At 73.3% G+C, this 13,781-nt stretch carries 13 protein-coding genes; 11 read left to right on the plus strand and 2 right to left on the minus strand.

From position 1 onward, the window contains the following. Position 1 precedes the first annotated feature (1 nt). The 11 genes from KUM03_RS27060 to KUM03_RS27110 all read left to right on the plus strand — a co-directional run bounded on the left by KUM03_RS27060 (position 2) and on the right by KUM03_RS27110 (position 10,829). Positions 2-1,258 carry an MCE family protein gene (locus KUM03_RS27060; RefSeq protein ID WP_217252212.1) on the plus strand — a complete coding sequence of 419 codons (1,257 nt, stop codon included), beginning with the start codon at positions 2-4 and terminating at the stop codon, positions 1,256-1,258. After that, a complete protein-coding gene (locus KUM03_RS27065; RefSeq protein ID WP_217252214.1) occupies positions 1,255-2,319 on the plus strand; it encodes an MCE family protein in 1,065 nt (354 codons plus the stop codon). The genes KUM03_RS27060 and KUM03_RS27065 overlap by 4 nt, the downstream gene beginning before the upstream one ends. After that, complete coding sequence (locus KUM03_RS27070; RefSeq protein ID WP_217252217.1) at positions 2,316-3,368, plus strand: MCE family protein; 1,053 nt, start codon at positions 2,316-2,318, stop codon at positions 3,366-3,368. Before KUM03_RS27065 ends, KUM03_RS27070 begins: the two co-directional genes overlap by 4 nt. Continuing rightward, positions 3,368-4,411 (plus strand): MCE family protein, encoded by a 1,044-nt coding sequence (locus KUM03_RS27075; RefSeq protein ID WP_217252220.1) that lies wholly within the window; start codon positions 3,368-3,370, stop codon positions 4,409-4,411. The genes KUM03_RS27070 and KUM03_RS27075 overlap by 1 nt, the downstream gene beginning before the upstream one ends. Continuing rightward, positions 4,408-5,571 (plus strand): MCE family protein, encoded by a 1,164-nt coding sequence (locus KUM03_RS27080; RefSeq protein WP_217252222.1) that lies wholly within the window; start codon positions 4,408-4,410, stop codon positions 5,569-5,571. The genes KUM03_RS27075 and KUM03_RS27080 overlap by 4 nt, the downstream gene beginning before the upstream one ends. Beyond that, a complete protein-coding gene (locus KUM03_RS27085; protein WP_217252225.1) occupies positions 5,568-6,851 on the plus strand; it encodes an MlaD family protein in 1,284 nt (427 codons plus the stop codon). Before KUM03_RS27080 ends, KUM03_RS27085 begins: the two co-directional genes overlap by 4 nt. Then, complete coding sequence (locus KUM03_RS27090) at positions 6,848-7,360, plus strand: hypothetical protein (protein WP_217252227.1); 513 nt, start codon at positions 6,848-6,850, stop codon at positions 7,358-7,360. Before KUM03_RS27085 ends, KUM03_RS27090 begins: the two co-directional genes overlap by 4 nt. After that, positions 7,357-8,070, plus strand: coding sequence for a nuclear transport factor 2 family protein (locus KUM03_RS27095; RefSeq protein WP_217252230.1), 714 nt, complete (start codon positions 7,357-7,359; stop codon positions 8,068-8,070). The genes KUM03_RS27090 and KUM03_RS27095 overlap by 4 nt, the downstream gene beginning before the upstream one ends. Positions 8,071-8,096: 26 nt before the next feature. Beyond that, positions 8,097-8,645: a hypothetical protein gene (locus KUM03_RS27100; RefSeq protein WP_217252232.1), complete on the plus strand. Its 549-nt coding sequence runs from the start codon at positions 8,097-8,099 to the stop codon at positions 8,643-8,645. A 49-nt stretch (positions 8,646-8,694) separates the two neighbouring features. Further along, positions 8,695-9,459 (plus strand): hypothetical protein, encoded by a 765-nt coding sequence (locus KUM03_RS27105; protein ID WP_217252235.1) that lies wholly within the window; start codon positions 8,695-8,697, stop codon positions 9,457-9,459. A gap of 62 nt (positions 9,460-9,521) precedes the next feature. After that, a complete protein-coding gene (locus KUM03_RS27110) occupies positions 9,522-10,829 on the plus strand; it encodes a lytic transglycosylase domain-containing protein (protein ID WP_217252238.1) in 1,308 nt (435 codons plus the stop codon). Between the two features lie 10 nt (positions 10,830-10,839). On the opposite strand, the gene KUM03_RS27115 is transcribed toward KUM03_RS27110, so the two are convergent. Together KUM03_RS27115 and KUM03_RS27120 are read right to left on the minus strand one after the other, a co-directional pair. After that, on the minus strand, positions 10,840-12,456 hold the full coding sequence (locus KUM03_RS27115) for a histidinol-phosphate transaminase (RefSeq protein ID WP_217252241.1): 1,617 nt from the start codon (positions 12,454-12,456) through the stop codon (positions 10,840-10,842). A 120-nt stretch (positions 12,457-12,576) separates the two neighbouring features. After that, positions 12,577-13,725 (minus strand): aldose epimerase family protein, encoded by a 1,149-nt coding sequence (locus tag KUM03_RS27120; protein ID WP_217252244.1) that lies wholly within the window; start codon positions 13,723-13,725, stop codon positions 12,577-12,579. Positions 13,726-13,781: the final 56 nt, after the last annotated feature.

The following is a 13,781-nucleotide window of genomic DNA, read 5'->3' on the forward strand; positions in this document are numbered from 1 at the left end:
GATGAGCCGACCGAGAGGACAGGCACTGCGCCACCGGCTGGCCGGGGTGGTGTTCGTGCTGGTGCCCGCCCTGCTGATCTGGCTGGCCGTCGCCGTCTACGACAAGAAGTTCACCGACTCCGACCCGGTGGTCGTCGAGACCGGCAGCGCCGGCAACCAGATGCACCCGGGCGCCGAGGTGAAACTGCGCGGCGTCGTCGTCGGCGAGGTCCGCGCCATCGACGCCACCGGCGACGGAGCCCGGCTCACCCTCGCCATGAAGCCCGGCGCGCTGGACGACGTACCGTCCGACGTACGGGCGCAGATGCTGCCCACCACCCTGTTCGGCGAGCGGTTCGTGGCCCTCGTGCCGCCCGAGAACCCCTCGCCCGAACCCCTGGCCGCCGGTGCCGTCGTCCCCCAGGACCGGTCGGAGAACGCCATCGAGCTGCAACAGGTGCTCGACGACGTCCTGCCCATGCTCACCGCCGTCCAGCCGCAGAAGCTCGCCGCCACCCTGTCGGCCGTCTCGCAGGCCCTGGAAGGGCGCGGAGAGCGGCTCGGCGACACGCTGAGCCTGCTGGACGAGCACCTGAAGGAGTTCAACCCCCATCTGCCCGCCCTCAACCGGGACCTCAAGGAACTCGTGAAGGTCAGCCACCTCTACGCGGACGCCGCGCCCGACATCATCACGGCGCTCACCGACTTCACCACCACCAGCGGCACCCTCGCCGAGCAGGAGGCGGAGCTCGCCGCCACCCTCGGCGCGACGACCCGGACGGCCGAGGACGTGACGGCCTTCCTGCGGAAGAACAAGGACAACATCATCCGGCTGAGCGGAACGAGCAGGCCCACCCTGGAACTGCTCGCCGAGTACTCCTCGGCCTTCCCCTGCACCCTGCGCACCCTCGCCGACTTCGTACCGGCCATGGACAAGGCGCTCGGCAAGGGCACCGACCGGCCAGGCATCCACGTCGACGTCACCACCGTCGCCTCGCGCGGCGCCTACCGACCCGGCCGCGACACCCCGGTGTACGACTCCGGCGGCGGACCCCGCTGCCCCTCGGTGCCCTACCTCGGCACCCTGCCCCGCCCCGTCGCCGCTGCCGCCACCCCCGCGGCCGAGCAGGACCTCGGGCCCGCCAACTCCCCGCAGGAGAACGACCTCGTCAACGAACTCCTCGCCCCCGCCGCCGGCCAGAGCCCCGGGGACCTGCCCGACTGGAGCAGCCTGCTCGTCGGCCCCGTCTACCGCGGAACGGAGGTGACCCTGCGATGACCGCGGCCGACCACGCGCCCACCCGGCGCCGCCCGCTGACCGGGCCGCTGCTCAAGTCCCTCGTCTTCGTGGTGGTCACCGCCCTCGCCACGACCGTGCTGGGCCTGAGCGTCGCCGGCTCCGGCACCGGCTCCGGCAGCGGAACCAGCACCTACAAGGCCCTGTTCACCGACGTCACCGGGCTCATCGAGGGCGACAGCGTGCGGATCTCCGGGGTGACGGTCGGCGAGGTGACCGGCGTACGCGTCGTGCAACGACGCACCGCGGAGGTCACCTTCACCGTCCGCGAGGACCGCAGGCTGCCCCGCTCGACCACCGCCGCCGTCAAGTACCTCAACATCGTCGACCAGCGCTACGTCGCCCTCGGCCGCGGCAGCGGCGACGTCTCCGGCACGCTCGAGGAGGGCGGCACCGTCCCGCTGGAGCGCACCACGCCGGCGCTCGACCTGACGCTGCTCTTCAACGGCTTCAAGCCGCTGTTCGAGGGGCTCTCCCCGAAGGACGTCAACGAACTCGCCGGATCGATCGTGCAGGTGCTCCAGGGCGAGGGCGCCACCGTCGACAGCCTGATCCGCCACATCGGTTCGCTCGGCACCACCGTCGCCGCCAAGGACAAGGTGATCGGAGAGGTCGTCGACAACCTCACCACCGTCCTGGACACCCTCAACGACCGCGAGGACGGCTTCGACGACCTCGTCGCCACCCTCCAGGAACTCGTCACCGGCTTCAACGCGGACCGCAAACCCCTCGGCAAGGCCGTCGCGGCCATGGGCGACCTGACGACCGTCACCGCCGGCCTCTTCCACGACGGACGCGCACCCCTCAAGAAGAACGTCCGTGAACTGGGCCGGCTCTCGGCCAACCTCGGCGAGCACACCCCGCAGATCGAGGACTTCCTGGAGAAGTCCCCCGCCAAGATGACCGCCCTGGCCCGCCTGTCCTCCTACGGCTCGTGGTTCAACCTCTACCTCTGCGAGGCGCGCGTGAGCCAAGTGACCACCTCCGACGGCTCGAAGCCGCCCACCGGCATCGCGATCACCGAATCGAGGTGCCGCGGATGAAGCGCCCCCGCACCGGCCCCCGGGTCAAACCGGTCAGGGAACGCAACCCCGTCGCCGTCGGCGTCGCCGGGCTGCTCGTCCTCGCCCTGGTCGCCCTCCTCGTCTACCACGTGGACCGGCTGCCGCTCGGCGGCGGCACCTCCTACAGCGCCGACTTCTCCGAGGCGGCGGGCCTGGAGGAGGGGGACGAGGTGCGCATCGCCGGCGTCAAGGTCGGCCAGGTCACCGGCGTCGCGCTCGACGGCGCCAAGGTGAAGGTCGGTTTCGAGGTCGAGGACGCCTGGCTCGGCGACCGCACGACCGCCGCCATCGCCATCAAGACCGTCCTCGGCGACAAGTACCTGGCGCTCGACCCGCTCGGCTCCGGCCGCCAGGACCCCGGCAGCCGCATCCCGCTGAACCGGACCACCTCCCCCTACGACGTTACCCAGGCCTTCCAGGACCTCAGCGGCACCGTCGACGCCATCGACACCGGGCGGCTCGCCGAGAGCTTCGAGACCATCACCGACACCTTCAAGGACTCACCGCCCCACGTGCGCAAGGCCGCCACCGGCCTGTCCGACCTGTCGCGGTCCATCTCCAAGCGCGACGCGAAGCTCGCCGAACTCCTCGAGGGAAGCGCCACGTTCACCAAGACCCTGGAGAACAAGAAGTCCAGCTTCGAGCTGCTCATCGAGGACGGCGGCTCCCTGCTCGGCGAACTCAGGGACCGCCGGGCCGCCATCAGCGCCCTGCTCAAGGGCAGCCGGGACCTCGGCACCGAACTCGGCGGCCTCGTCGAGGACAACGAGAAGCAGCTCGGCCCCACCCTCAAGGCGCTCGGCCGGGTCACCGGCGTCCTGGAGAAGAACAACACCCAGCTCGGCAAGACCCTCGCACTGGTCGGCCCGTACTACCGCCTGGTCGGCAACACCCTGGGCAACGGCCGCTGGTTCGACAGCTACCTGTGCGGCGTCGTGCCCCGCGACTACCTGCCCGAGACGTCCCAGCCCGAGACCGGATGCCTGCCGCCGAAACAGCCGGCGGCGGCCCAGGGGAGCGGTGAGTGATGAGCCGACGCCGAAAGATCCTCACCGGGGTGCTCGCGTTCGTGGTGCTCGCCGCCGGCGGCCTGGTCACGGCCCGCGCCCTCGAAGCCGACGGCATCCGCGTCACCGCCTTCTTCGACCGCACCATCGGCGTCTACGCCGGATCCGACCTGCGCGTCCTCGGGGTGCGGGTCGGCGAGGTGGAGTCGGTGCGGCCCGAGGGCACCAGGGTCCGCGTCGGCCTCCGCCTGGACGAGGGGATCAAGGTCCCCGAGGACGCGCGGGCCGTCGTCGTCGCGCCGAGCGTCGTCGCCGACCGCTACGTGCAACTCACCCCCGCCCACCGCGAGGGCCCCGCCCTCGCCGACGGCGCCGTCCTGCCCGCCTCCCGCAACCACGTCCCCGTCGAGATCGACCAGATCTACGCCTCGATCACCGAACTCGGCGACGCCCTCGGCCCGGACGGAGCCAACGCCGAGGGTGCCCTGTCCGACCTGCTGCGGACCGGTGCCGACAACCTCGACGGCAACGGTGAGGCCATCGGCGACAGCATCGAGGAGTTCGGCAAGGCGGCCAAGACCCTCGACGGCAGCAGCGGCGACCTGTTCCGGACGCTCAGCAGCCTGCAGACCTTCACCACCATGCTGAAGAACAAGGACACCGACGTGCGCACCGCCCAGGAACGCCTGGACGAGGTCGTCAGCTTCTTCGCCGACAACAAGGACGACCTCACCGGAGCGCTGGAGGAACTCGGCACGGCCCTCGGCCAGGTCAAGACCTTCATCGAGGACAACCGGGGCGAGCTGAAGAAGAACGTCGACCGGCTCGTCCCCCTCACCCGGACCCTGGTCGAGCAACGGGCCTCGCTGGCCGAGGCGCTGGACGTGGCACCGCTGGCGGCCGACAACGTCGTGAACGCCTACAACCCCGACACCCGCACCCTCGACGGCCGCGCCAACCTCAACGAGATCAGCATCGGCGGGCCGCTGCTGCCGCTGCCCGTGGCCGGTGCGACCGACGGGAAGACCGGCGCGACCGACGGGAAGAAGGGAGACGGCCGATGAAGCGCGGCACGCTCACCGCGCGCCGGGCCGCCGGGCTCACCGCGGGCGGACTGACCGCCGCGGGTCTCGCCCTCGCCCTGACCGTCGGCGGGGTCGGTGTCGTCCCGAGCGGCTTCGACGGCATCGAGGACCTGCCGCTGCCCGGCGGCGCCGACCTCGGCGACCACCCCTACACCGTCACCGCGGAACTCCAGGACGTGCTCAGCCTGGTCCCGCACTCCGCGGTGCGCGTCAACGACGTCGCCGTCGGCCGGATCACCGGCATCGAACTCGGCCGGGACGACTGGAAGGCCCGGGTCACCATGGAGATCAACGGCGAGGTGCGGCTGCCCGCCGACGCCACCGCCCGGCTCGAACAGTCCAGCCTGCTGGGCGAGAAGTACATCCAGCTCGTCGCACCCGCCGAGGAGACCGGAGCCGGCCGGCTGACCGACGGGAGCGTCATCCCACTGGCCCGCACCAGCCGCAACACCGAGGTCGAGGAGGTGTTCGGCGCGCTGTCCCTGCTGCTCAACGGCGGCGGCGTCAGCCAGCTGAAGACCATCACCCGCGAGCTCAACGCCGCGCTCGGCGGCCGCGAACCCGAGGTCCGCTCCATGCTGAAGCGGGTCGACACCCTCGTGGGCGACCTCGACGACCACCGGGGCGACATCACCGACGCCCTCGACGCGGTCAACCGGCTCTCCTCGACCCTCGCCACCCGCAAGGACGACGTCGGCACCGTCCTCACCGACCTCTCGCCCGGACTGAAGACCCTGGAGAAGCAGCGCGGCTCCCTGCTGACCATGCTGCGCTCCCTCGACACCCTGTCCGGCGTCGCCGTCTCCACCGTCAACGCCAGCAAGGACGACATGATCGCCGACCTCAAGGCCCTCGCGCCGACGCTGAAGGCGCTCGCCGACGCGGGCACGGACCTGCCCGACTCCCTCCAGGTGCTGCTGACGTACCCCTTCACCGACGAGATCCTCAGCGGAGTGAAGGGCGACTACCTCAACACGTACCTGAGCATGGCCGCCGAGCCCGGCACCCAGGTGATCCCGCCGCTCGTGCCCGGGCAACAGCCGTCCCCGGCCGCCGCGCCGGGCTCCACCTCGCCGCTGCCGCTGCCCTCCGCGTCCGGGGCCGGGTCCGGGTCCGGGTCCGGAGGTGAACGCGGGTGATCACCCTCGCCGTACGGCTGAAGAACCTCGCCTTCCTCCTCGTCGCCGTCCTCGCCCTCTCCTTCCTCGGCATCCGCTACGCCGACCTCGGCCGGTACGTGGGTGTCGCCGACTACTACACCGTGGACGTGCGGCTCCCGCGCACCGGCGGCCTGTTCACGCACTCGGACGTCACCTACCGGGGCGTCTCGGTGGGCCGCGTCGGCCCGATCGACCTCACCGCCGACGGCGTCGTCGCCGAGCTGCGCATCAAGAAGTCCGCGCCCAGCATCCCCGCCGACACCAAGGCGGTGGTCGCCGGGCTCTCCGCCGTCGGCGAGCAGTACATCGACCTGCGGCCCGAGAGCGACGGCTCGCCCTACCTCACCGACGGCACCCGCATCGAACAGGCCGACACGCAGGTGCCCGCGCCCGTCACCGACGTCCTCACCAGCGTCGACGACCTCGTGACCTCCGTCCCGCTGGAGGACCTGCGCACGGTCGTCGACGAGTTCGGCAAGGCCTTCGAAGGACACGGTGACGACCTCCAGGTGCTGCTCGACAGCGGCAGCGACTTCGTCCGGGCCGCCGACCGCGCCCTGCCCTCCACCACCCGGCTCATCCACGACGGCGAGACAGTCCTGCGCACCCAGGCCGAGGAGTCCCAGGCCATCCGCGACTTCGCCGTCGGCGCCGAGGAACTGGCCCGGGCCCTCAAGGGCTCCGACGCCGACCTGCGCCGCCTCCTCGCGGTCACCCCCGAGGCCGCCACCCAGGTCAGCGGCCTGCTGCGGGACCTCGACCCGAGCCTCGGCGTCGTCCTCGCCAACCTCCTCACCACCTCCCAGGTGGCCGTCACCCGGCAGCGCGGCATCGAGGAACTCCTCGTGAAGTACCCGGCTGCCGTAGCCGCCGGCGCCACCGCCGTCGACGGCGGCAAGCTCAACCTCGGTCTGGCCGTCACCTTCTTCAGTCCCCTGCCCTGCACCGACGGATACGGCGCCACCCGCTACCGCAACGGCCTCGACCTCGGCACCGCACCCGCCCTCAACACCGAAGCGGCCTGCGCCGCCCCGGCGTCCAGCGGGAAGAACGTACGCGGGTCGGCCAACGCCCCGAAGAGCGGCGCGGTGCCCGACCCGGCCCGACCCGGCTCCCTGCCCCCGGGCGACGGCGGGACACCGGCGAAGGACGACACCCCCGCCGCGCTCCCCGGCGCGCTCGCCCTGCCGGGACAGAGCGGCGAGGCACCGGCCGGGCTGGCCGGCCTCCTCGCTCCGGCCACCGGGAGCACGCGATGAGATGGCCCAGGATCATCGCCGCAGCGGGCCTCGCGCTCTCCCTCGGCCTCTGCGCCACCGGCGCGTGGACGTACGCGCAGGCACGCACCGACGACTCGCTCGCCCACGGCCGGGAACGGGACGAGGCACTCGCCGACGGGCGGAAGGGCATCGCCGTACTCACCACGCTCGACGCCTCCACCCGGCAGAGGGCCGAGCAGAGCATCCGGGACTGGCGCGCCGTCTCCACCGGGCCGTTGCAGCGGGAACTCGGCGACACCGAGGCCGAGGCGGGAACGTCGGCGCGCGGCACGGTCACCGAGGCCGCCGTCACGGCCCTCGACACCCGGTCCGGCACGGCCAAGCTCATCGCCACCGTCCGCGTCGAGGTCGTCCCCGACGGGGCGAAGAAGCCGGCCACCGACCGCAAACGCCTGGAGGCCGTCCTGGCCCGCACGGGCGAGGAGGAGTGGAAGGTCCGGGCGCTGAGCGCCGTACCGGTCACGGAGGAGAAGGGCGGGGAGCGATGACCCCCAAGTGGCTGCCGCGCGGGGGCACCGCACCGGAGCCCGGCACGGTGGACGAGCGGGCCCCGCACCCGGAAGCGGACTCCGCGGGCGGGCAACTCGCGTCCCAGGAACCGGACTCCGCGGACGAGCCCGCCTCGGACGATCCCGCCTCGGACGAGCCCGCCTCGGACGACCCCGGCGACACCCCGGCCCCCCGCCCGCCGCACGGGCGCCTGCGGCGGGCCGCCCTGGCCGGGACCGCCGCGGTCCTGCTCCTCGGCGGCTGCGGGTTCTTCTACGCGGCCCACCGGTTGGCGTCGGCCGAGGCCGCCCGGAACCACGCGCTCACCGACACCGAGGCCACCTCACGCGTCGCGGGCGACATCGGCAACGCCCTCGCCCGTGTCTTCTCCTACACCCCGGACGGCACCGCGGCCGCCGAGCGCTCCGCGGCCACCGTCCTCGACGGCCGCGCCGCCCGCCAGTACGAGACCCTCTTCGCCCGGGTCCGCGACGACCTCACCGAGCAGCGCGTCACCCTGAGCACCCGGGCCGTCCGCACCGGAGTGATCGAACTCGACGGGGACAGGGCCCGCCTGCTGGTCTTCCTCGACCAGACCTCCCACAAGGGCAAGGACAGCACCGAGGTCACCACCGCGGCGGCCCAGCTCACGGTCACGGCCCGGCTGGAGGACGACCGGTGGCGGATCACCGACATCAAGGCCCGCTGAACATGCGCGGGAGACGGGAGCACCCCATGAAACGCCCGGTCCGCCTCCGCCCCGTGGCCCGTTCCCGGTCGCTGCCGGTCCTGGCCCTCGCCCTGACCCTCGTCGCGGGAGGTTTCGCGGCGTGGACGGGGCAGGACTGGTACCGGGCGGCCCACGACGACCGGGCCGCGTACGCCGCGCAGCGGGACGCGGCACTCGCCGCCGGGGAACAGGCCGTGCAGAACCTGAACACGCTCGATCACCGCGAGCTGAAGCGGGACCTCGACCTGTGGGAGTCGTCGACGACCGGCGAACTGCACGAGCAACTCACCTCCGGACGCGCCGAGTTCACCGAGCAGGTGAAGGAGGCCAAGACGGTCACCACGGCCCGGGTGCTGTCGGGCGCCGTCACCGAAGTCGACGACCGCGCGGGCCGCGCCCGGGTGCTGGTCGCCCTGCGCGTCACCGTCAAGGCGGCCGACGGAGCGACGACCGACAAGGACAGCCGCATGCTCGGCGAACTCACCCGGACCGACGGCCGGTGGAAGCTGAGCGCCCTGGGCCAGGCGCCCGTGGGCGGCACTTCGGCCGGCTGAACCGGTCCCGTACCGCGCAGGCCGGCCGCAGCGAGGAGGACACCGCACCATGTCGACGACCCGTCACCACATCAACCGTCAACGGCGCCGCCAGGCCCGCGAGCCCCGGCCCGTCACCGCCTCCGACCCCGCCGGGCGCCCGGAACGCACGGCGGTCCGGGCCGCCCCGCGCGGCGCCACGGCCGTCCCGGCGCCCGCGGACACCCCGGCCGAGCCGCCCGCGGCCGAAGGCGAGAGGACCGTCCGGGCCCGGCCCCGCCGCCCCCTCGTACTCGCGCTGCTGTGCGCGCTGACGGTGCTCCTCGGCGGCTTCGCCGGGTGGGCGCACGCGGAGGCCGAGGCGCTCAGGTCCGAGCCCGCGCGGGCCAACACGGCCCTGACCGACCTCGCCCGCACCAGCGAGATCAAGGGCCGGGCGGCCGAGGCCGTCGACCGGCTCTTCTCCTACGACCACGCCGATCCCGGCGCCCTCGACGAGGCGGCGAAGGACCTCCTGACAGGCAAGGCCGTCGACCAGCACCGCGACCTGCTCGCCGACGTCCGTGCGCGGGCCGACGAGCAGAAGGCGGTGATCACCACGTCGGTCACCGAGAGCGCGGTCGAGCGGATCGACGGCGACCGGGCCCGGGTCCTCCTCTACGCCGACCAGAGCAGCGTCGCCACCACCGGGAGCGCGGCCCCGGACGAGAAGGGTCCGGCGGGCGAGGACACCGCCGAGGACCAGGGCGTGTACGCGGCGGCCATGCTCGCCGTCGACCTGGTGCACCGGGACGGACGCTGGCTCGTCTCCGCCATCGACACCTTCGGCCGCTGAGTCCTCACCGCCCGCGCCTCGCCCGCCCCGTGTCTGAGACGGAACCGACAGGAGTGACGACCATGTCCGTACGCCGTGCCCGACGCCTGCACGCCCGCCGGGCCCGCAGGGGACTGCGCACGACCGCCCTCGCGGTCGCGGCCATGGCGGCCCTCACCGCCTCCCAGGCCCCCGGCCTCGCCCGGGACGCCAAGGACGGCCACGCCGGTCCGGCCGCCGACGACCTGCTCCGGCCGACGGCGGACGGCCCGTTCGCCGAACTCGCTCCGCCGGGCGACGGCTCCTACCACACCGAACTCCCGCCTCTGACGAAGCGGAACGGCACACCGGCCGCCGCCGCGACCGGGCGGGACGTCCGCGCCCAGTCGGGCATCCCGGCCACCGTGCTGCGCGCCTACCGCACCGCCGAGTCGGCCGTCGGCAGGACGGACCCCGGCTGCCGGCTGCCCTGGGAACTGCTCGCCGCGATCGGCAAGGTCGAGTCCGGCCAGGCACGCGGCGGCGCGGTGGACCGGCACGGCACGACCCTCGGCCGCATCACCGGCCCGCCCCTCGACGGGCGGGGCTTCGCCCTGATCCGGGACACGGACGGCGGCGCCCACGACGGTGACACGGTCTACGACCGGGCGGTGGGCCCGATGCAGTTCCTGCCGTCCACCTGGGCCCGCTGGGGCGCGGACGGCAACAGCGACGGCCGCGCCGACCCGAACAACGTCTTCGACGCGGCTCTGGCGGCCGGCCACTACCTGTGCGCCGGTGACCGGGATCTGGGCCGGGCCGCGGACCTGGACCGTGCGCTCCTCAGCTACAACAACTCCCGCACCTACGTGGAACTGGTCAGGTACTGGCTGGAGTTCTACCGCAGGGGAGTCCACCCCGTCCCCGACGGCAGGGGCGTCGTCCCGAAGAGCCCCGGTGCGGGCGGCGACACACCGGCGACCGAACCCGTCGACGACCGGGGCGCCGGCGGTGGCCGCGGGGGCGCGGGCGTAGGCGGGGGCGGAGGCGGGGCAGGTGACGACGGCATCGTCGTGGGCCCGGACCCGACCACCGCGCCGGGCGGCTCCGGGCCGTCCCCGTCCCTCCCGCCGCCGTCCCCGTCCCCGGACCCGTCCTCCTCGACGCCGCCTCCGACGAGCCCGGACCCCTCCCTGCCGCCCACCGAGACCCCCACCGACTCCCCGTCGCCCACGCCGGACCCGACCGACTCCCCGTCGCCCACGCCGGACCCGACCGGCCCGAGCCCGACGCCGACCGCATCGGACGGCTGCCCCGCGGAACCGGGAAGTCCGTCTCCCGACCCCACCGCCTCCCCGACCGGCACGCAGTGCCCGGCCCCGTCGGGTTCCCCGGGCTCCACGGACGAGTAGGCCGGGCGGGTCAGCCCGCCCGGCCCGCCCCCGCCGCGTTCGGCCAGCCCGTCGCCGGCACCGACTCCAGGCCGTTGGTGCCCCTGACCTGGGCGGCCGTGAGACCACCATGGGCCGGGACACCGGGTGGGGTGGGACCGGCGGGCGGCGCGTAGGAGGCCGCCGGGGCGGCGGGCAGGGGCTGCGGGGCCGGTGCCGGGTGGGGGACCGGCACCGGCCCGGGGTACGGCGCCGGCTGGGGGGCCGGCGCCGGTTGCGGGGCCTGCGGCGGGGCCGGCACCGGCATCGGGCCCGCGAGGGCCGCCGCCGGGGCGACGGGCACCGCGGCGGGGAGCGGCATGCCGGTGCCGGCGGCCGGAGCGGCGGCGAGCCCCGGAGGGCCGGCCGGCCGGTCGGCGAGCGCCCGCATCCCGGCCCCGTTGGTCTCGCTCACCAGGCGGTCCACCGCCGCCGTGCCCGAGCTGTAGCCGGTCCCGGTGGCGGGCTCGGGCACGGCGGCTCCCCTCCTGGACCCGTAGAGCACCTGTTCCAGGCCGGACACCAGGCGACGCACGTCCACCTGGGGGCGCACCACGAGTCGCAGGAAGCGGCTGGACGAACCGATCTTGTTGCCGCATTCACGGACCAGGACCCGGTGCTCGGTGAGCATGCGGTCCCGGACGACGGTGCCCTCGGCGCCCACGGGCAGGCGCACGAAGAGGAAGTTGCCCTGGGAGGGATAGACCGTCAGACCGGGCAGCGCGGACAGCTGACTGGCCATCTCCAGGCGGTCGCGGCGGACCTGGTGCAGGCTCTGCGCGTACTCCGGCCCGTGGTCGCGCAGCATGAACACCACGTGCTCCGCGAAGGAGTTGAGGTTCCATTTCGGCAGCATGGCGCGCACCCGGCCGGCCAGCGCCGGGTTGGCGACCAGGTAGCCGAAGCGGATGCCGTGCAGGCCGAAGTTCTTGCCGAGGCTGCGCAGGACGACGACGTTGGGGCGCAGCATCGCCTCCTGCACGACGCTGGGTTCCGCCTCCGCGTCCGCGAACTCCAGGAAGGACTCGTCGATCACGACGAGGTCCCGGTCGGCCATCGCGTCCATGAACCGCACCAGCGTCTGCTTGTGCAGGTAGCCGCCGTCGGGGTTGTTGGGGTTGCAGATCACCACCGCCCGCGTCCCGCGGGCCCGGACGAACTCGGCGTACCGCGCGAGGTCGAGGGCGAAGCCGCCGGACTCCTGGAGCGGGAACATGTCGACCCGCTTGCCGGTCTCCATCGGCTGGTCGGTCCAGCGGCCGAAGGTGGGGACGGGGACGGCGAGGGACTCGCGGACCAGCAGGTGGTCGATCCAGGTGATCAGCTCGGTGGAGCCGTTGCCCATCGCCACGCACTGCGGGGGCAGTCGCAGCAGGCCGCACAGCTCGGCCGTGATGGTGTCGGCGCCGCTCGGGTAGTACGTGATGATGTCGCGCAGCCGGCCGGCCAGCTCGTCGAACATCGCCGGGGTGGGGAAGTACGGGTTGCAGGGGATGCAGAAGTCCACCGGACCCGCGCCCGCCTCGCCGCCGCTCTCCCGCGTCAGCGCCGCCATCGACGGGCTGTGCGCCGCGGTGCCGCGGAACAGCGAGGTGACGTTGCCGGACAAGTGGACCTCCGTCTGTGGACGGCCCGCGCGGGGGAGCGCGGGCCGCCCTTACATACGGAGGGACGGGTGACGCCGTTCAACGCCTGTGAAGAAAGTGTGCCCGCCCGGCGTCCCGGGTCCTCACGCGTCGAACGAGTGGACCGTCGTCGTCCGGTACGTCTGCCCGGGCCGCAGCACGGTCGACGGGAACGACGGCTGGTTCGGCGAGTCCGGGAAGTGCTGCGTCTCCAGGCACAGGGCGTCGCCCTGCCGGTAGAGCGAGCCGCCGGTGCCGGTGAGGGTGCCGTCGAGGAAGTTGCCCGAGTAGAACTGCAGGCCGGGCTGGTCGGTGGCGATGCGCAGGGTGCGGCCCGAGGTGCCCTCGCGCAGGGTGGCGATGTGCTCGGGGCGGTCGGTGATGCCCTTGTCCAGCACCCAGTTGTGGTCGAAGCCCTTGGCGGTGACGAGTTGCGGGTGGGCGTCGCGGATGTCCCGGCCGATCGGCTTGGCTCGCCGGAAGTCGAAGGGCGTGCCGGACACCTTCGCCGGCTCGCCCGTCGGGATCAGGCCCGCGTCGGTGGGTGTGTAGCGGGACGCGGCGATCGACAGCTCGTGGTCCTCGATGGTGCCGCTGCCCTCGCCGGCCAGGTTCCAGTAGACGTGGCTGGTGAGGTTGACGACGGTGGCCTTGTCGGTGGTGGCCTCGTAGTCGATGCGCCACTCGCCGCGCCGGGTGAGGGTGTACGTCACCTTCGCCCTGAGCGTGCCCGGGTAGCCCATCTCGCCATCGACGCTGGTGTAGTGCAGGACCAGGCCGACGTCGGGGCCGTCGGTGAACGGCTCGACCTCCCAGACCCGCTTGTCGAAGCCCTGGGCGCCGCCGTGCAGGCTGTGCGCGCCGTCGTTGACGGAGAGCTGGTACGTCTTGCCGTCCAGCGTGAAGCGGCCCTCGTCGATGCGGTTGCCGTAGCGGCCGATCAGGGCGCCGAAGTAGGGGCTGGACGCCACGTAGTCGTCGAGGTTGTCGAAGCCCAGGGAGACGTTCTCGTGGCGGCCCCGGCGGTCGGGGATCTCCAGGGACTGGACGACGCCGCCGTACGACAGCACCTTCATCCGCGTGCCGCCGTTCTCCAGCGACCAGCGGTGCACCTTCGTGCCGTCGGCGAGCTTGCCGAAGAGCTCCTTCACCGGCTTCCTGCCTCCCGTGGCGTGTGCCGTGCCGCCGGCCGCGGTGGCCGTCAGGCCGGCGGCGGCCGCCGATGCGATGACCGTGCGTCTGCTCAGTTCCATACGTGCGGCTCCTGTACTTCCGTGAGAAGAAGCGGGCCCCGCCGTGAGCGGCGGGG

The organism is Streptomyces sp. AC602_WCS936, from assembly GCF_019049125.1.
GTDB lineage: Bacteria > Actinomycetota > Actinomycetes > Streptomycetales > Streptomycetaceae > Streptomyces.